Annotated in this window: 10 protein-coding genes and 1 pseudogene; 5 read left to right on the forward strand and 6 right to left on the reverse strand. The window is 72.0% G+C overall.

Features of this window, described 5'->3' with window-relative positions; all coding sequences use genetic code 11:
- Positions 1-40: 40 nt before the first annotated feature.
- Positions 41-775, reverse strand: a complete 735-nt coding sequence (locus WMF34_RS22545) for a Uma2 family endonuclease (RefSeq protein ID WP_012236992.1) — start codon at positions 773-775, stop codon at positions 41-43.
- 271 nt (positions 776-1,046) lie between these two features.
- Here WMF34_RS22545 and WMF34_RS22550 point away from each other — a divergent pair.
- Positions 1,047-1,748, forward strand: a pseudogene (locus WMF34_RS22550) (DNA alkylation repair protein); the annotation flags it as partial.
- Between the two features lie 166 nt (positions 1,749-1,914).
- On the opposite strand, the gene WMF34_RS22555 reads toward WMF34_RS22550, so the two are convergent.
- The 3 genes from WMF34_RS22555 to WMF34_RS22565 all read right to left on the reverse strand — a co-directional run bounded on the left by WMF34_RS22555 (position 1,915) and on the right by WMF34_RS22565 (position 7,731).
- A complete protein-coding gene (locus tag WMF34_RS22555) occupies positions 1,915-2,463 on the reverse strand; it encodes a DUF892 family protein (RefSeq protein WP_437994511.1) in 549 nt (182 codons plus the stop codon).
- Positions 2,464-2,557: 94 nt separating this feature from the next.
- A complete protein-coding gene (locus tag WMF34_RS22560; RefSeq protein WP_437994512.1) occupies positions 2,558-4,747 on the reverse strand; it encodes an alpha/beta fold hydrolase in 2,190 nt (729 codons plus the stop codon).
- Between the two features lie 404 nt (positions 4,748-5,151).
- Entirely contained in the window at positions 5,152-7,731 is a 2,580-nt protein-coding gene (locus tag WMF34_RS22565) for a DEAD/DEAH box helicase (protein WP_437994513.1), read from the reverse strand.
- 350 nt (positions 7,732-8,081) lie between these two features.
- On the opposite strand from WMF34_RS22565, the gene WMF34_RS22570 reads away from it, so the two are divergent.
- Both WMF34_RS22570 and WMF34_RS22575 read left to right on the forward strand, forming a co-directional pair.
- A complete protein-coding gene (locus WMF34_RS22570) occupies positions 8,082-11,027 on the forward strand; it encodes a PAS domain S-box protein (RefSeq protein ID WP_437994514.1) in 2,946 nt (981 codons plus the stop codon).
- Positions 11,028-11,126: 99 nt separating this feature from the next.
- On the forward strand, positions 11,127-11,435 hold the full coding sequence (locus tag WMF34_RS22575; RefSeq protein ID WP_231865002.1) for a rhodanese-like domain-containing protein: 309 nt from the start codon (positions 11,127-11,129) through the stop codon (positions 11,433-11,435).
- A 16-nt stretch (positions 11,436-11,451) separates the two neighbouring features.
- On the opposite strand, the gene WMF34_RS22580 is transcribed toward WMF34_RS22575, so the two are convergent.
- Both WMF34_RS22580 and WMF34_RS22585 read right to left on the reverse strand, forming a co-directional pair.
- Entirely contained in the window at positions 11,452-11,775 is a 324-nt protein-coding gene (locus tag WMF34_RS22580; protein ID WP_012236999.1) for a hypothetical protein, read from the reverse strand.
- A gap of 64 nt (positions 11,776-11,839) precedes the next feature.
- Complete coding sequence (locus WMF34_RS22585) at positions 11,840-14,461, reverse strand: protein kinase domain-containing protein (RefSeq protein WP_437994515.1); 2,622 nt, start codon at positions 14,459-14,461, stop codon at positions 11,840-11,842.
- On the opposite strand from WMF34_RS22585, the gene WMF34_RS22590 reads away from it, so the two are divergent.
- The gene (locus WMF34_RS22590; protein WP_437994516.1) at positions 14,460-17,201 is read left to right on the forward strand and encodes a helicase HerA-like domain-containing protein; all 2,742 of its coding nucleotides are present in this window, start codon (positions 14,460-14,462) and stop codon (positions 17,199-17,201) included. The two genes, WMF34_RS22585 and WMF34_RS22590, sit on opposite strands and share 2 nt — an antisense overlap.
- Positions 17,202-17,367: 166 nt before the next feature.
- Positions 17,368-18,204 (forward strand): NAD(+) diphosphatase, encoded by an 837-nt coding sequence (gene nudC / locus WMF34_RS22595; RefSeq protein WP_012237002.1) that lies wholly within the window; start codon positions 17,368-17,370, stop codon positions 18,202-18,204.
- Positions 18,205-18,238 lie beyond the last annotated feature (34 nt).

The raw sequence follows: 18,238 nt of genomic DNA on the forward strand, positions 1-18,238 counted from the left end.
TCAGCTCTCCCGGGAGGCTCCCGGCAGCCTCCGACCAGAGCTAGCCGCCGCCGGGCAGCTTGCCGAACCGCTGCTCGTACTCGGCCAGCCGCGCTGCGAGGAGCGTCGCCTCGTGCTGTGCCGCGCGTGCCCGCTCGTCGGCGGCCCGCGCCTGCTCCTCGCCCGTGGGCACCACGCGCCCTTCCGGGTCGAGCCAGCGCAGCCAGTCGGCCTCGAGGCCGTGGTACGTGCCGCGGCGGACGCCGAGCCCGAGGTGCAGCCGCGGGCTCGCCACGTCGCCGCCCGCGCCGGGCGCGACGGGCGCGTACGCCATCGTGGCGAGATCGAGCGCATACGCCTCGAGGACGCCCGTGAACGGATCGAACAGGTAGTACTCGGGCACGCGCAGGAGCTTCGCGTAGATCCGCATCTTGTCGATGCGATCCACCTTCTCGGTGCTCTCGGAGAGCAGCTCGATCACCACGTCGGGCGTCCTTCCGTCCTCTTGCCAGACGACCCAGGACTTGCGCTCGCGCCTCACCGTGTCGAGCACCACGAAGACGTCCGGCCCGCGAAAGTCGTTCTTCTTCGCCTGGAGCTCGCTGAAGTAGACGGCCATGTTGCCGCCGACGTACACGTCGTCGCGCTCCTTCCACAGCAGATCCAGCGCCTCGATGAGGAGGTCCATCTGCTTGCGATGCCGCTCGGACTCCATCGGCTCCCCGTCGTCGTACGGCAGCTCGTCCTCGCCGGGCGGCGGGATCGGGACGAACGAGGTGTCGCGCTGAAAGGCCATGCGTCGCTCCTCCAGGGAGAGTACCGCTCGTCGCCCTCGCCGTCGAACGCGTCGCGGAGGGCCTCCCGTACCACGGCCCCACACCGGCCGCGACGGAGCTCCGTGACGATGCCAGCGGCGCCAGCGGCAACCGACGGCCCGCCGCTCCCGGCACGCTCTGCGCCTTTCGCCCACGCCGCGTCGACAAGCGCCCCCCGGAAGAACTCTGCATGACAAGATTCGAGACGAGCGCGCAATGGCACACAATGGACGGGAGGGTTAGGTGAAAGCCATGGATGTCACCAAGGTGATGGGCGAGCTGGAGCGGCTCGGCACCGAGCAGAACCGCAAGGTGTACCGGCGCCACGGGATGACCGATCCGCTCTTCGGCGTGAGCTTCGCCCACATGAACGCGCTGGAGAAGCGGATCAAGCGCGACCACGAGCTCGCCGAGGCGCTCTGGGCGACGGGCAACGGCGACGCGAGGACGCTGGCGGTGGCGATCGCCGATCCGGAGCGCTTCACCTGGGACAAGCTCGAGGCGTGGCTCGACGGCCTGCGCTCTCCGCTGCTCATCGACCTGCTCATGAAGCGCGTCGCGCTGAAGACGCCGTTCGCCCGGGACGCGATGGCGCGCTGGACCGCGTCGAGCGACGAGTGGATCGGCCGCGCGGGCTGGACGCTCCTCGGCCTGCTCGCGATCGAGGACCCGTCGCTGCCCGACAGCGTGTTCGAGGAGCGGCTCTCGGTGATCGAGGCGTCCATCCACCGGGCAAAGAACCGCGCCCGCGAGGGGATGAACAGCGCGCTCATCAGCATCGGCGGGCGGAACGAGCCGCTGCGAGGCAAGGCGCTCACGGTGGCGCGGCGCATCGGCAAGGTCGAGATCGACCACGGCGAGACGAGCTGCAAGACGCCCGACGCGACCGCCTACATTGAGAGCATCTGGGCCAGGAAGCCGGCGAAGCCGGCCGCCGCTGCGAAGCCCGCCAAGGCCGCTGCGAAGCCCGCCAAGGCCGCCGCGAAGCCCGCCAAGGCCGCCGCGAAGCCCGCCAAGGCCGCCGCGAAGCCCGCCAGGGCCGCTGCGAAGCCCGCCAAGGCCGCCGCCGCAAAGCGAGCCTAGCCCGCCAGTTCCGCCACACGCGCCGTCCGGCGCTGGATCACACCGGGTGCGCCGTCGTGAACAGCTCGCCTGGCGGCCCGAGCAGCTCCTTGCGGGTAAGCCGCTCGACGACCTTGCGCGTGAAGATCAAGTGATCTTCCTCCTCGTGCAGGCGGCGCCGGAACGCCTGCCTCGCCTCGCTGTCGTCCGCCTCGTCGGCGAGCTCGAGCAGCAGCTGCCAGCCGGCGTTGTCGACGAGCTCCGCGGTGAGCAGCGCGTGGAAGAGGTGGGTCGGGTTCATGTCCCCGTCGAGCACGATCTGCTCGATGCCCCGCGACTCGACCGCGACGAGCCGCGACATGTCCGTCTCGGCGTGCGCGTCCCCGCCCAGCGCGCGGATCTGCGCCTCGAGCCACTCCTCGTGCTCCTTCTCCTGGTCCCGGTGCTCCTTGAGCTGACCAAGCCGGGTCATCAGGAGGGGATCGGCCGCGCGGCCGATCTTCTCCACGATGGCGTCGTAGAGCTTGACGCCTGCGCGCTCGAAGGTCAGCCGCTCGCTGAGCAGGTCGATGGCCTTGTCCCTGTTCGTCTGTGCAAGCTTCTTCATGGATGCCTCCGACCGGGGCGCATGCGATTCGCAGGCCGCCGCGCGCCGCGCCTGCGAGGCGGGCAGAGCGCCGGCCGGGCGCGGCGCGCGGCGATCAGAGGTGCTCTGTCAGGTACTCGACGATGGCGCGGTTCGCGTAATGGCTCGCGGCCGGCGACCGGTAGCCGTGCCGCTCGCCCGGGAACACGAGGGTGTCGAACCGCTTGTCCGCGGCCATGAGCGCCTCGATCATCTTCGCCGTGTGCGCAAAGTGCACGTTCTCATCCATGAGCCCATGCATGAGGAGCAGCTTGCCGCGCAGGTTGCCCGCGCGCTTCGTGAGATCGGTCGCCTCGTACCGCGCGGCCTCCTTGTCGAGGAGACCCATGTACCGCTCCGTGTAGCCCGTGTCGTACAGCCGATCGTCGCTCACCGGTGATCCCGCGACGCCCACGTGGAAGCGGTCCGGCGCCATGAGGAGCGCCTCCAGCGCCATCCTGCCGCCGTAGCTGTGGCCGTAGATCCCGACGCGGCCCGCGTCGACGTAAGGCAGCGTCTTCAGGAAATCGAGGCCCGCGATCTGGTCGGCGAGCTCGACCTCGCCGAGGCGCCCGTGAATGGCGGACTCGAACGCGCGCCCGCGGTTCGCCGAGCCGCGGTTGTCGAGCTGAAACACCACCACCCCGCGGTCCGCGAGGTGATTCCACAGGAGCCACGGCGACCACGAGTTGAAGACCGTCTGGACGCCGGGCCCCCCGTACACGCTCACCACGACCGGATAGCGGCGGCCGGGCTCGATCCTCCGCGGCGCGAGCAGCGCGCCGTAGAGCGTGTCGCCGCTCGCGGCGCGCACCTCGACGATCTCGGGGGCGCGCAGCTCGAGCTCCGCGAGCTCGCGGTCCACGGGCGCCGGCAGCGCGCCGACCTCGGCGTTGTCCGCGCCCCTCACCGCCCCTCTCCACGGGCGATCCAGGGCCGCATGGAGCTCGACGTACCCCGGCCCCCTCGGATCCACGGTGATCTGGTGCATCCCCGGGTCGGACGTGAGCCGCTTCACCTCGCCGCCCGCGAGCGGCACGGTGTAGAGGTGGCGCTCGGTCGGGCCGTCCTTCGTCGCCACGAAGCGCGCGAGGCCGCGCTCCTCGTCCGGCGGAAGGAGCGAGGTGATGTCCCAGTCCCCCGCGGTGAGCCGCGCGAGCTCGGCGCCCGAGCCGGCGTCCCGCAGCGCGAGGTGGCGGTGGCCGCCCTCGGCGGTCGACCAGAGGAACCTCGGCGAGCGCTCGAGGAGCCGCATGTCGGCGAAGTCAACCCACGTCGGCGAGGTCTCGACGACGACCTCGGCCGCCTCGCCCGAGCGCGGCCTCGCGCGGAGGAGCGAGAGGCGCTTCTGGTCGCGCGAGAGGGTCTGGAACCAGAGCGCCTTGCCGTCTTCCGCCCAGGCGAACCGGCCGAGGTAGCGCTCGCCTTCGCCATCGCCGCCCTTCCACGCGAGCCATGTCGTCTTCCTGGTGGCGAGATCGAGGATGCCCGCCCTGACGCGGGGGTTCTTGCCGCCGACGCGCGGGTAACGCGCCATCATGAGATCTTCCTTGCCGTCGCGGAAGCCGAGGACTGGCACCTTCTCGACCTCTCGCTCGTCGACCTCCAGATAAGCCACCCGGTCGCAGCCGGGGGAGATCCAGAAGCCGCTCGGCTCATCGAACTCCTCCTGACCGTTGAAGTCGCTCAGGCCGCGCGACACCCCCTCGGGCGCCCCCCGGGTCAGCGCCGTCTCGCGGCGCGAGGCGACGTCGATCATGAAGAGCTCGCGCCCGCGGACGAACACCACGCGCTCGCCGCCGTCGCACACCTTCGGATCGATCTCCGGCTCGGGCGTGTCGGTGAGCCGCGCGATCGCCCCTTTCGGGTCGCGCGCGTCGCGCAAGAAGAGGTCGCCGCCGAAGGGGATGAGCAGGACCTCTGCCCGCTTCGCCCACGAATAGGCCGTGATCCCCCTGGAGAACATGCGCTGTCGCTCGCGGCGGAGCTCCTCCTCGCGCGACAGCGGCTTCGCGTCCTTCAGCAGGTCGCCCGAGGCGACGAGCTGCCGGATCTCGCGCGATGTGGTGTCGAAGGCGAAGAGAGACTGCTCCGGCCCGTCCGCCTGCCGTTGGAGGTAGGTGATCAGGTTCCCGCCGGGCGCGTACTGGATCCCCCTGGGCAGCCGCGCTCCGAGCGGCGGTTGCCGGCCGAGGTGGGCGTACGTGATCCGGCTCGCCTCCGGCCCGGCGATGCGCGTCCTGTCCGGCAGGGCGGCCTGCTTCACCGCCGCAGCGGCCCCGGCCGGGGCCGCCTTGGCGGGCGGGGCGGCCCTCCGCGGGGACGAGCCGGGCGGGGCGCAGGCGGCCAAGAGGAGGGGGAGCAACCCCCAGATTGCGGGGCGCGGCGGAGCTCGCATGGCCGCGATTTCGCTCGACGCGGCGGGGAATGTCAAACGCCGGCTGCCGTGGCGAGGCCAGGGGGTGAGAGGAGAGAAAAAAAACGCAAAGACCCGAAGACGCAAAAGGGAAAGAAGACGTCTCAAGGCGCAAAGGAATCATCGGAGCGGCAGAGATCGGGCCCCTGCCCTGCATCTCTTCTTTTTTGCGTCTTTGCGTCTTTGCGTTTGAATTCTCCTTCTACGTCTCGCGCTCACAGCACTCGATCTCCATCGCGCGCCATGAAGGCAGGTCAGCTCGCGATGCGCCGGAGCACGATGACCGGCCGCCCCGCGTCGCGCGAGCGATCGATATCCACCTTGCAGTCGAGCATCCAGTCGTTGTGGTCCTCCGGATCGGCGATGATCTGCTGCACGACCCAGGAACCGCCGTCCTCGGCGGGGTGGATGATCGTGTTGCTCGGGCTCCGGGCCGCCGGATCGGTGCGGATCGCCGCATGCTCCGCGTAAAAGCCTCGGAGCGCCTCGTCCAGCCGATCCGCCGTCCAGGGCGCCTCCTCCCCCTCCACCATCTCGGCGGCGACCTCGTAGTCGCGGCGGGCCAGCGCGCGCAGGAAGAAGAAGAGCTCGTTCCTCACGAGCACGGTGAACTCCTTGACGTTCCGCGTGACGTCGAACGCGGCCTGCTCCACGGCGCCGCCCGGGGCCGCCGCGCGCGGCTGGAACGACGGGTCGCGCAGCCGCTCCCACTCGTCGAGCAGGCTCGAGTCCACGCCGCGGATGAGCGCCCGGAAATAGGCGATCATGTCGATGGTGTCGCTGTCCTTCGCGTACTCGGGCACCGTCTGGACGAGCGCCTTGTACACCTCGGAGACGTACCTGAGGAGCAGCCCCTCCGCCCGCTCCAGGTTGTACTCCCGGATGTACTCGCTGAACGACAGGTATTGCTCGTACATCTCGCGCGCGACGCCCTTCGGACGGATGTTCTCCTGCCCCACCCAGGGGTGCCGCCGCGCGAAGTCGTTGAACGTCCCGTAGATGAACTCGCGGTTCGGCCTCGGATAATCGAGCTTCTCGAGCTCCTCCATCCGCTGCTCGTACTCCACGCCCGCCGCCTTCAGCTCCGCGAGCTTCTCGGTCTTCAGCCGATCGAGCTGCTTCTGCAGGATGAGGTCGGGGTTCTCGAGGATCGACTCGACGAGCGTCAAGAGATCGAGCGGATAGGTGCCGCTGTCGGGATCCAGCTTGCCCACCGTCTCGAGGACGTAGAGCGAGAGGGCGTGGTTCAGCGAGAAATCTTCCTGGAGATCCGCGTTGATGCGGAGGCGCTTGCCCGGCCCGTCGTCCCTGGGGACGAACTCGATGATGCGCGCCTCCACGAGCGAGCGGAAGAGGAGCATCGCCGTCCTGCCGTGCTGGCGCCGGACCGCCGGCCGATCGTGGGTGCCGCGGATGAGCCGCTTCAGCGCCAGACAGCCGCCCTCCTCGCGCCCGAGCACGTTGACGAGCATGCCGTGCGTGACCTGGAACCGGGACACGAGCGGCTCGGGCGGCGACTGGATCAGCCTTTCGAACGTCTGCCGGTCCCAGTGCACATAGCCCTTCTCCGGCGGCTTCTTCCTGACGATCTTCCGCCGCTTGGCCGGGTCGTTCCCCGCCTTCGCCTCGAGCCTCATGTTCTCGATGACGTGCTCCGGCGCCTGGGCGACGACGCTCCCCTGGTTGTCGAACCCCTTCCGCCCGGCCCGGCCGCTGATCTGCTGGAAGTCACGCACGCTCAGGATGGCCGTCTTCTCGCCGTCGAACTTGCAGAGCTTCGTGAACAGCACCGTGCGGATCGGGATGTTGACGCCGACGCCGAGCGTGTCCGTGCCGCAGATGATCTTGAGGTGCCCCTGCTGGGCCAGCTTCTCGACGAGCAGCCGGTATTTCGGCAGGAGCCCCGCGTGGTGGAGCCCGATCCCGTGCCTGACGAAGCGCTGCACCTCGCGGCCGTAGGGGCTCGAGAACTTGAACGGACCCCCGAACGCGGACCCCGGCCCTGCGCCCGCGAGGGCGGCGGTGATCGCGCGCTTCTCCTCCTTGGTGCAGTAATCCTGGCTCATCAGGTTCTGCGCCTCCTCGGCGCAGCCCCGCTGCGTGAAGCTCACGATGTAGATCGGCGCCTTGCCGCTCTTCACGAGCGTCGCGACGGTCTCGTGGAGCGGCGTCTCGCGGTACTCGAAGTCGAGCGGCACCGGGCGCACGGTCGACTTGATCACGGCGGTCTGCTCGCCCGTCAGGCGCGTGAGCTCCTCCTGGAAGAACTCGGTGCCTCCGAGCGTGGCGCTCATGAGCAAGAACCTCGCCTGCGGCAGCGTGAGCAGTGGGATCTGCCAGGCCGCGCCGCGATCGCGATCCGAGTAGTAGTGGAACTCGTCCATGATCACGTAGTCGCAGAGCGCCTTCTCGCCCTCGCGGAGCGCGATGTTCGCGAGGATCTCCGCGGTGCAGCAGATGATGGGAGCGTCGCGGTTCACGGCCGCGTCTCCCGTCAACATGCCCACGTTCTCGGGGCCGAAGTCGTTGCAGAGCGAGAAGAACTTCTCGCTGACGAGCGCCTTGATCGGGCACGTGTAGTACGACTTCATCCCCTCGGCGAGCGCCTTGAAGTGCATGGCGGCCGCGACGAGCGACTTGCCCGAGCCGGTCGGCGTGTTGAGGATCACGTTCTTGCCGCCGAAGATCTCGAGGATGGCCTCCTCCTGCGCCGGGTAGAGCTCGAGCCCCCGCTCGGCGACGTAGTCGAGGAAGCCGTTCAGGAGATCGTCGGCCGTGAAGTCGTGAGGCGACGGCGGGAGGCGAGCGAGGAGCGGAGCGGCGGCTTGATCCATGGCGGCTGTCGGGCGCGCGCCCATGGGCGCGGGCCCACCATGCAGAAGCCTGGTTTCAGCGAGAATGCAAGCAAACTCCTCCATGTCCGGGCCGGATCGCCCGCGACGCGCGCTCGGCGCGCGACCGACGCGGCAGGCGCAACCGACACCGCTGTCGCACTGGCGCGACCGACACGGCAGACGGAACAGGCGGATCGGACGCAGCAGGCTCCGCCCAGTCAAGCAGGACGAGCAGAGGACGGTGGCGATCGAGGTGCCATGCCGCCCGCAGCGTCACGCGATCGTGATAGCGTGGCCGGACGAAACACCAGGGGGGAGCGCCATGCACACACGGCCGAGCGGGCGGGTGCATGGAGGATCAGGGCGAGCGGCGGATGGGGGAAACGGCCGGACAACCAGCCTGGGCGACGCGAGCGCCCAGCAGGGGGACCGCGTGGATCGACGCGTCGAGCGGGAAGATCCTGCGCGCCAGCAGCTCGCTTTGCCTGCTGCTGGGCTATTCGGAGGGCGAGCTGCTCCAGAAGAAGCTGTCGGATCTCGCGCTGCCGGAAGACCGCGCGGGCTCGCTGGCCGCGTGGCGCTCGCTGCTCGAAGCCGACGAGGAGGAGCTCACCTTCGAGATGGCCTGCCGCTGCAAGGACGGCGGCGTCCGCTCGCTCCACGTGACCGGCGTCTTCGTCCGTGACGTCCGGCAGAGGCCGTATCGCGCGGTGGTGTTCGTCGAGGACATCACCGAGCCGAGGAACGCGGAGGAGCGGGCGGTCGCCGCGGAGCAGGCGCTGGCGGAGAGCGAGGCCAAGCTGCGGAACATCTTCCACAGCAACATGGCCCCGATGGCCTTCTGGACGCATGACGGACGCATCATCGAGGCGAACGACGCCTATCTGAAGCTCGTGGGCCACACGCGGGAAGAGGTCGCGGCCGGCCTGGTCCGCTGGGATGCCGACATGTCGCCGGAGGATCGCGCCGCCGGCGACCGCGCCCTGGCAGAGCTGCGGGCGAGCCGGTGGACGTTCACGCCCTTCGAGAGGACCTATGTGCTGCGCGACGGCACGCGCATCAAGATGCTGGTGAGCGGCTGTCTGCTGCCCGGTGAGCGGTACGAGGAGGCCGGCTTCGCGATCGTGCTCGACATGACGGCGCTCCGGCAGACGGAGGCGGCGGTCCAGCGGTGCGAGCAGGTCTTCCGCGCCATCGGTGAATCCATCGACTATGGCCTCTGGGTCAGCGACCCGGCAGGACAGAACATCTACAGCAGCCACGCGTTCCTCCAGATGGCCGGGATAAAGCAGGAGCAATGCTCGGGTCACGGGTGGATCGAGACGCTGCACCCGGACGACCGGCAGAAGGTCGCGATCTTCGAGGAGTGCGTGCGGCGGGGTGAGCCGTTCGAGGAGGAGCTCCGTTACGTCAGCCCTGACGGCGTCGTCCACCCCGTCCTCAACCGGGGCGTCCCGGTCCGCGACGAGCGAGGCGAGATCACCGCCTGGGTCGGCATCTGTCTCGACGTCAGCCGGCTCAAGCGCACGGAGGACGCGCTGCGCGAGAGCGAGGGCCGGCTCCGCGCGGCGCTCGACGAGGCGCAGCGGGTCATCGCGGAGCGCGGGCGCCTGGAGGACGAGCTCCGCGCGCGCGAGCGGGAGCTCGCGTCGCTGATGGCGAACTCGCCCGACGTGATCTACCGCCTGGACCTCGACCTGCGCTGCACCTTCATGTCGCCCACCTCGTGGACGGTGATGGGGTTCCCGCCGGAGCACTACATCGGCAGGACGCCCCGCGAGAACGGGCTCCCGACCGAGGTGATCGAGGTGAGCGAGGCCGTGTGCCACGAGGCGCTCGCGACGGCCAGACCGCAGCGGATGGAGTTCAGCCTCGGCGGGCGGCGGTTCCGCGCCCGGATCATCCCCGAGCTCGGGCCCGAGGGCGCCGTGGACTCGTTCATGGGGATCACCGAGGACGTCACCGCGGAGCGGCTGGCCGAGGAAGAGCGCCAGAAGCTGCTCGAGAGCGAGCGCGCCGCGCGCGACGAGGCGGAGCGGGTGAGCCGGGTCAAGGACGACTTCGTCGCGACGCTCTCGCACGAGCTGCGCTCGCCCATCAACGCCATCCTCGGCTGGGCGCGCATCCTGCGGGGCCGGGCGCCCGAGCCGCCGACGCTCGCGCGGGGGCTCGAGGTCATCGAGCGCAACGCGCGCCTCCAGGCCGACATGGTGTCCGAGCTGCTCGACATGAGCCGGATCGTCTCGGGGAAGCTGCGGCTCGACGTGCAGCCGGTCGACCTGCCGTCGGTCATCCGGAGCGCGCTCGAGGCGATCCAGCTCGCGGCGGAGACCAAGGGGATCGCGGTCGCCTCGAGCATCGACCCCGAGGCGAGCTCCCTGAGGGGGGATCCCGCGCGGATCCACCAGGTCGTCTGGAATCTCCTGTCGAACGCCGTGAAGTTCACGCCCCCGGGCGGGCGGATCGACGTCGCGCTGCGGCGCGCGGGCGCGCACGCCGCGCTGTCGGTGACCGACACCGGGATGGGCATCGCCCCGCAGTTCCTCCCCCACCTGTTCGAGCGCTTCCGGCAGGCGGACGCGTCCTCGACGAGGAAGCACGGCGGGCTCGGCATCGGGCTGTCGATCGTCAAGCACCTGGTCGAGCTGCACGGCGGCACCGTGGAGGTCGCGAGCCAGGGCGAGCATCTGGGCGCGACCTTCACCGTGACGCTGCCGCTCGCCGGCGTCTCGCAGGAGGCGCCCGACGCGGCGGCGCGCCCCAGCGAGGCGTGCGCCGAGGCGCTGGCCGACTACCCGGGCGCGTCGCTCGCCGGCATGCGGGTGCTGGTGGTCGACGACCAGCCCGACGCGCGCGAGGTCGCCCAGCGCGTGCTGGAGGAGTGCGAGGCGACGGTCATGACCGCGGGATCCGCCGCCGAGGCGCTGGCCATTCTTTCGCAGGATCGGCCCGACGTCCTCGTCAGCGACCTCGGGATGCCTGGTGAGGACGGCTTCCAGCTCATCCGCAGGGTGCGGGGCCTCGACGAGGCGCTCGGCGGGGCGACGCCGGCCGTCGCGCTCAGCGCGCTGGCGCGGGCCGAGGACAAGGCGCGGGCGCTCGGCGCCGGGTACCAGGCGCACGTCGCCAAGCCCCTGGATCCGGCCGAGCTCGTCGGGGTGATCGTGGCGCTGGCCAAGGATCGGGCGAACCCGACGGACCCGACGAACCCGACGAACCCGACGAACCCGACGAACCTGACGAATCCGCCGAGCGAGACGAGCCAGACGGCTCCGACCGATCGGACGAGCCGATGAGCGGCGGTTGCCCCGGGGGAGCTCCTTGGATTAGGTAGAAGCCTTTACGGCGCCGTCCACGGCGGGATGGCGAGCACGGCCATGGTCCAACAGATTTCCGTGAAAGATCTCTTTCTGAAGCTGAAGGCGGGCGAGCCCGTGTACCTCCTCGACGTGCGCACGCCCGGCGAGCACGAGATCGCCGCGCTGCCGGGCAGCACGCTGATCCCGCTGAACGAGCTCGTCGAGCGGGCCGACGAGGTCGCGCCGGGCGAGGGCGCGCTGGTCGTCGCCTACTGCCACCACGGCGTCCGGAGCCTCTCGGCCGCCGCCCTCCTCGAGAAGCTCGGCCACGAGCGCGTCGCCTCGCTCCAGGGCGGCATCGACGCGTGGTCGATCCACATCGACGAGAGCGTCCCGCGGTACTGATCCCCCATCGACGAGCTCAGTTGAGCGAGGCGGCGCCGAGCCGGAAGTAGAGCGATCGGCCTGCGCCGCACGCGCTGCAGGCGACCTTCGCGACGCGGAGGCGGACGCCGTCGAGCGTCTCGGCAGTGTGGTCTTCCACGCGGAAGGCGCCGCGGCAGCGCGGGCACGGGATCGACCGGGCGGCGACCTCGACCTGCGAGGCGGCGTCGAGGGGGATGGCGCGCCCGGGGGTGTGGCCCGGCTCGAGCAGCGCGAGCCGCTCGATATCGCGGGTGAGCTTCGCCGACGTGCGGTCGCCTTCGCGCCGGGCGGCGCGGGCCGAGAGCTTCTTCTTCGCCATGATGCCTGTCCCTGCGGCCCGCCGGTGTGGAGACGTCGCCCGCGCGGGGAGCGCGAGGCCGGGTCTACCGCTTGTCGCGGATCGTCTCCAGGTCCTCGTACACGTCCTCGGCGCCTCCGCCGTACACGTCGCGCTCTGGCGAGACGGCGCCCGAGCGCGAGGGCGCGAGGGTGCCGGGCCGCCGCACCTTGGGGGGCCGGACCCCTTGCGGGCGGTGTTCGGGGACCGCTGCGGGGTCGGGCGTCGTGGCGGCAGCGTCGACCGCGGAGGGCGAGTCGGCCCCGGCCGGATCCGCGGGGTGCGAGGGCGCTTCCGGGGCCGGCGCGACGCCGGAGGGCGCGGGCATGCCGAACGGCGCGGGGCCGGTGGTGCTCGCGAGGGTCATCGGCGCGTCCTGGCCCGCCGGCGACCTGGCGGCGACCGGCGCGCTCGAGCTCGCTGTCCAGCGCGCCGCGCCGAGCGCTACCGCGGCGAGGAGAGTTGCGGCGGCCGCGATCCACGCGCCCGCGTTGCGGCGCCAGCGGAACGCGTGGGAGCGCCACCGCTCGCGGCGCCGTTCGGTCCCTTCGCGCGGGCTCCAGGCGATCTCCTGCCCGTCCGGCTGGGTCAGCGGCACCGCCCGCTTGCCCGCGCCGAGCTGCTGCGGCGGCGCCCCCCGCTTGCGCGCCATCGTCAGCGTGGGGGAGTCGTCGCGCGCCATCGTCAGCGTCGGGCCTTCCTCGCCCGCCATCGTCAGCGTCGGGCCTTCTTCGCCCGCCATCGTCAGCGTCGGGCCCTCCTCGCGCGCCATCGTCAGCGTCGGGCCTTCCTCGCGCGCCATCGTCAGCGTCGGGCCGTCTTCGGGAGCCGTCTTCAGCGCGATGCCGCTGTCCTGCGCCGTCTTCAGCGCGGCGCCGCTGTCCTGCGCCGTCGCCGGCGCGGGGCCGATGTCCTGCTCCATCTTCAGCGCGGCGCCGCCGCCCTGCGCTGTCGCCAGCACGGAACCGCTGCCTTGCGCCATCTTCAGCGCGAGGCCATCGCTCCGGGGCATCGTCAGCGTGGGGCCGTCCTCGGCGCTCCCCCCGTGCGAGGACCGGTCGTTCCGCACCATCTTCAGCGTGGGCCTGCTGTCCTGCGCCGGGGTCGTGGGGCCGCTGCTCCGCGCCAGCGCCAGGGTGGGCCGCTCCGCGACGGCCACGAGGGGGAGCGTGCGACGCTCGCTGGACGGGGCGTCGGCGCTGGACGAGGTCGCCGTCGCCGCCGCGGCGCCCTGGCTGGGCAGGGTGGTCACGTGGTCGCCGCCGGGCGAGAGCGCCGTCGAGCAGGGACCTGCCCCGGCTCCCGCCCCCTTGTCGGCGTCCGGCAGGGTCGACGACGCGCCCGGGCCGTCGTTGGCCGCGGCGGGGAGCGTGCTCGCGACGCCGTCGCCCGAGGGCCCGAGGGGCCGCGACGACGGAAAGGCCTTGCCCCGGGCGATCGCCTCGATCTGCGCCAGGGCGCGGGCGGAGTGCTCCGAGCCGAACGGCGCGATCTCTCGCGCCAGATCCGCCACGGTCTGGACGCGCAGCTCCGGCTCTTTCTCGAGGCAGCGCAGGATGATGTCCTCGATCCGGGCCGGCAGATCCATCCGGTGCACCCGCGGCGGCGTGGGCGCCTGCGTGGCGATGGCGACGAAGAGCGCCGAGATCCTGGACACCTCGAAGGGGAACCGCGCCGTCAGGAGCTGGTAGAGGATGACGCCGAGCGACCAGATGTCGGTGCGCGCGTCGACGTCTTTCGAGCACCGCACCTGCTCGGGCGACATGTAGCAGGGGGAGCCGAGCATCATCTCCGACGCCGTGAGCTTGCCGTCGTCCTCGGCGGCGGCCGACTTGGAGAGGCCGAAATCGAGCACCTTGACGATGGGCGCGCCGGTCGCGCCGGTCGTGAGGAAGAGGTTCCCCGGCTTGAGGTCCCGGTGGACGATGCCGCGCGCGTGCGCCTCCGCGATGGCCTCGCAGCCCTGGATCACGTAATCGACCGCCTCGGACACGGGCAAGGGGCCGCGCGCCTCGATCTCCCGCTGGAGATCGCGGCCGCGCAGGTACTCCATGACGAGGTAGGGGACGCCGAGATCGCCCGTGCCGACGTCGATGACGCGGGCGACGTGCTCGCTGCGGATCGCCGCCGCGGCGCGCGCCTCGCGCAGGAACCGGGCGCTCGCGCCGGGCAGCGTCATCGCGCGGGGGAGGAGGAATTTGACGGCCACGCGCTGGCGCAGCGAGACGTGCTCGGCGGCGAAGATGACGCCCATGGCGCCCCGGCCGAGGCTGCGCTCGAGGCGGTATTTCTGCGCGAAGACCTCGCCTATCGCTGGGATGCCCGCCGTTGACGCGGGGGCATCCGGTTCCGATGGCCCGACCTCCATGCGCACACTATAGCCGCGCTCCCGCTTTTTTTGACGCGAAGATGCGGGGCGTCGGGGGTGGGGGGCGACCGGATGCGGGGGCAGCGGAACGCGGTCGCGAGGGTCGCCGTAGGCGGGCCGCGCACCTTCCATCACTCCCATGGTGGGCGCCGTCGGCCACGCGCGGCTCGCATCACGAGAACGCGCGACGCGACGACGCCGCCCTCGCCAGGCTTGCCCGCGCCCCCTCGCCTGCGACGCCTTCCCCGCGCCCTCCAGCATTGCGACAGCCCTCTCGCCATGGCACGAGCCCGCCCTCATGCCGACCCGCCCCTTCACCCTGGGCCGCTCCCGCCCGCTCTCGGGCGATCCCGGCGCCGCCGGCGCGCGCCCGTTCGAGCTCCCGGCGCACCACCTCGTGACCCACGGCGTGGTCGTCGGCATGACCGGCAGCGGCAAGACAGGGCTCGTCATGGTCCTCGTCGAGGAGGCGCTGCGCTCGGGCGTCCCGGTGCTCATGGTCGACGTGAAGGGCGACCTGCCCAACCTGCTCTTCACGTTCCCGGAGCTCTCCGCGGCCGAGTTCGAGCCGTGGATCGACCCCTCGGCGGCCGCGCGCGACGGCCGCTCCACGGCCGACGTCGCCGAGGGGCTCGCGGCGCGCTGGCGCGACGGCCTCGCCTCGTCGGGGCTCGGGCCGGCCGACGTCGCCGCGCTCCGCGCCCGCATGGCCCCGCGCCTGCTGACGCCGGGCACCACGGCGGGCGAGCCGGTCCACGTGCTGTCGGCGCTCGAGGCCCCCTCCCCGCTCTGGGACGAGGACGAGGAGGCCGCCCGCGAGGCGCTCTCGGCCTCGCTGTCGCTCCTGCTCCGGCTCGTCGGCCGCGACCCGGATCCGGCCCGGAGCCGCGAGCACGTGCTGCTCGCGCACCTCGCCGAGCGGCGGCTGCGCGCGCGGCGGGCCGCGGGGCTCGAGGAGCTGCTCGCGGACCTGGCCGATCCGCCGATCGCCGCCGTGGGCGCCCTCGGCGTCGACGAGTTCTTTGCCCCCAAGGAGCGCCAGGCGCTCGCCCGCGAGCTCAATACCCTGCTCGCCTCGCCCACGTTCGCCACCTGGCGCAAGGGCGCGCCGCTCGACGTCGCGGCGTGGCTCGCGCCGCAGGCCGGCAGCGGCGGCGGCAAGACCCCGGCGGTGATCGTCAGCGTCGCGCACCTCGACGACGACGAGCGGCTCCTCGTCCTCGGGCTGCTGTTCGATCAGCTGCTCTCGTGGGTGCGCGGCCTCTCGGGCACGAGCGACCTGCGCGCCCTCGTGGTCTTCGACGAGGTCTTCGGCTTCCTGCCGCCGCACCCGGCGAACCCGCCCACGAAGCGGCCGCTGCTCGCGCTGCTGAAGCAGGCGCGCGCCTTCGGGGTCGGCGTCGTCCTCGCCACGCAGAACCCGATGGACCTCGACTACAAGGCGCTCTCGAACGCCGGCGCGTGGTTCGTGGGCCGGCTCCAGACCGACGCCGACCGCGAGCGCGTCGTCGAGGGGCTCTCGGGCGCGGACGGCGGCGCCGGCGGCGTCGGGGCCGCGGCCCTCTCGGCCACGCTGAAGGCGCTCCCCCCGCGCACGTTCTTCGTGCGCGACGTCCACATGCAGCCGCCGTCGTTCCTCGCCGAGACGCGCTTCAGCCTGTCGTGGCTGCGTGGCCCGGTCACCCGGCGCGAGATCGGCCGCCTCGTCCGGAGCATCTCCCCTCCCCCGCCCGCGCCCGATCCGACACACGCTTCTCTCGATTCAAGGTCTGTACATCCAGATCCCAGAGTCAATTCTCTCGATTCAAGGTCTGCACATCCAGATCCAAGAGTCAACTCTCTCGATTCAAGGTCTGCACATCCAGATCTCAGAGTTGATTCTCTGGATATCAGGTCTGCACATCCAGATCCCAGAGTCAATTCTCTCGATTCAAGGTCCGTACATCCAGATCCTAGAGTCGATTCTCTCGATCCCAGGCCTGCATCTCCCGATCCGAGGCGCGCTTCGCCCGGTCCGGCGAGCCCCGCCCCGCGCGCGCCCATGGGCCCGGGCGGGACGGTCGTGCTCGACCCGCGCCACACGCCCGCCGCCCCGCAGCCCGCGCGGCGCAGCGCGGCTGCTCGAGCGGGCGCCGGCGCCCCCGCGCCCGCACCGCCGCCCCCGGCAGCGACGGCGCCCCCGCCAGCGCCCGATGGATGGCGGAGCCTCTACGCGCACGCCCCCGCCGCCGCGCCGGAGGGCTTCCGTTACATCCCCTGGGTTGCTGCCTCCGTGATCGCCCACCTGCGCGACACGAAGCTCGGCGTCGCCCTCAACCGGAGCCAGCTCCTCGCCGCCCCGCTCCTGCCCGACGGCAGGCCGGATCTCTCGCGCGTCGCCCGGCTCGACGCCTCGCTGCTCGCCACATCGCCCGCCGCGGGCGCCCGCTTCGCCGAGCTGCCTGCCCCGCTCGCGAAGCGCGCCACCGCGCAGGCCGCGGCGCGCGCGCTCCGGGAGCACGCCTACCGCACGACCGAGGCCGCCGTGGCCGTCCACAAGGAGCTCGGGCTCGCGCAGGACGACGGCGAGCCCCTCGAGGCGTTCGCCGCCCGCTGCCGCGCCGCCGCGGCCCGGCTCGCCGCCGCCGAGCAGCAGCAGGTCGTCGGCCGGTTCGCGCCCAGGATCGCGCGCCTCGGCGAGCGCATCGCCGCCGCGAAGGCGCGGTACGGCGAGGCCGAGGCCGAGGTGGCCGCGCTCCCCGGCGCGGTGGGCGCCGCGCTCCTCGGGCTCGTCGCCGGCAGGGACACCGCCCGGCGCGCCGGGACCCAGCGCGACAAGGCCGCCGCGAAGCTCGAGCGCGCGCGGCAGGAGTGGACCGAGGCGGACGCCGCGCTCCGGGATCTCCACGCCGCGCAGGCCGCCGAGCTCGCGGCGCTGGAGCAGCTCCCCCTCCGCGCCGGCGAGGGCATCGAGACGAAGCGCCTCGTCCCCAAGAAGAACGACGTCGAGGTCGCGTTCGTGGCGCTCGCCTGGGCCGCGACGCTCGCCGGCCCCGCGTGAGCCCGCGGCGCTCGAGCCGCGACGCGACGCCCATACCTCCTCCCTCCCGCGACGTCGCGGTATCGCTGCCTCCATCGAGGCGCTACGCTCCCCCGCATGCAGCCGATCGGCTCACGTGAGCGACGCCTCGACGGGGAGCCCGCGCGGCTCTGCCCCAGGTAACGCCATGCCATCCTCCCGCTTCCGCGCCGGGCTCGGCCGTCCGAGCGCGGCGCCCGCCGAGATCGCGTGGTTCGCCTTCCACGGCGACGACCTCCTCGTCCGTGCGCCGGGCGACGGCGGCGATCGCTTCGACCTCCCGATCGCCGCCGATCTCGCCGACCTCGGCGTCTCCGTCACGCGCGCGCAGCCGCTCGGCGAGCTGGACGGGCGCGCCTGCCGCTCCGCCGAGCTCGCGCAGGGCGCGCCGGCGCCGGCGGGGTATGCCTACGTCTCGCTGCGGCGCCTCCACGGGCGCATCGATCCCGAGCTGTTCGAGATCGCGGGCACGGCGTACCAGGTCCAGCACTGGGACAAGGCGCACCAGTACTGCGCGGCGTGCGGCGCCGCGCTCGAGACCGGGCAGGACGAGCGCGTCAAGCGCTGCGTCCGCTGCGCGAGCAACTACTTCCCCCGGATCACGCCGGCGACGATCGTCCTCGTCGAGGACGGACCGCGCGTCCTGATGACGCGCCAGGCGCGGTTCCCCGCGGGCATGTACGGCCTCGTCGCCGGGTTCGTCGAGCCGGGCGAGACGCTGGAGACGTGCGTCGCGCGCGAGGTCCACGAGGAGACGGGCGTCGACGTCGCCGACATCGTCTATTTCGGCAGCCAGCCGTGGCCCTTCCCCCACCAGATCATGGTCGGCTTCACCGCGCGCTACGCCGGCGGCGAGCTCCGCGTCGACACGCGCGAGCTCGAGGACGCACGCTGGTTCCACCGCGACGCGCTGCCGCTCCTGCCGCCGCCGCTCAGCATCGCCCGGAAGCTCATCGAGGCCTGGCTCGCGCGGCCGGCGCGGTAGCGGCGCCGGGCGACCGCTTCGACGTGCGATTCAA

It is taken from the genome of Sorangium sp. So ce145 (assembly GCF_051525985.1).
GTDB classification, from domain to species: Bacteria; Myxococcota_A; Polyangia; order Polyangiales; family Polyangiaceae; genus Sorangium; species Sorangium cellulosum_B.

Excerpts from the sequence above, each read along its gene's own strand:
- WMF34_RS22570 (WP_437994514.1), top strand. The coding sequence starts at position 8,082 with ATGGAGGATCAGGGCGAGCGGCGGATGGGGGAAACGGCCGGACAACCA.
- WMF34_RS22590 (WP_437994516.1), top strand. The coding sequence starts at position 14,460 with ATGCCGACCCGCCCCTTCACCCTGGGCCGCTCCCGCCCGCTCTCGGGC.
- WMF34_RS22565 (WP_437994513.1), bottom strand. The coding sequence starts at position 7,731 with ATGGATCAAGCCGCCGCTCCGCTCCTCGCTCGCCTCCCGCCGTCGCCT.
- WMF34_RS22580 (WP_012236999.1), bottom strand. The coding sequence starts at position 11,775 with ATGGCGAAGAAGAAGCTCTCGGCCCGCGCCGCCCGGCGCGAAGGCGAC.
- WMF34_RS22545 (WP_012236992.1), bottom strand. The coding sequence starts at position 775 with ATGGCCTTTCAGCGCGACACCTCGTTCGTCCCGATCCCGCCGCCCGGC.
- WMF34_RS22585 (WP_437994515.1), bottom strand. The coding sequence starts at position 14,461 with ATGAGGGCGGGCTCGTGCCATGGCGAGAGGGCTGTCGCAATGCTGGAG.
- nudC (WP_012237002.1), top strand. The coding sequence starts at position 17,368 with ATGCCATCCTCCCGCTTCCGCGCCGGGCTCGGCCGTCCGAGCGCGGCG.
- WMF34_RS22555 (WP_437994511.1), bottom strand. The coding sequence starts at position 2,463 with ATGAAGAAGCTTGCACAGACGAACAGGGACAAGGCCATCGACCTGCTC.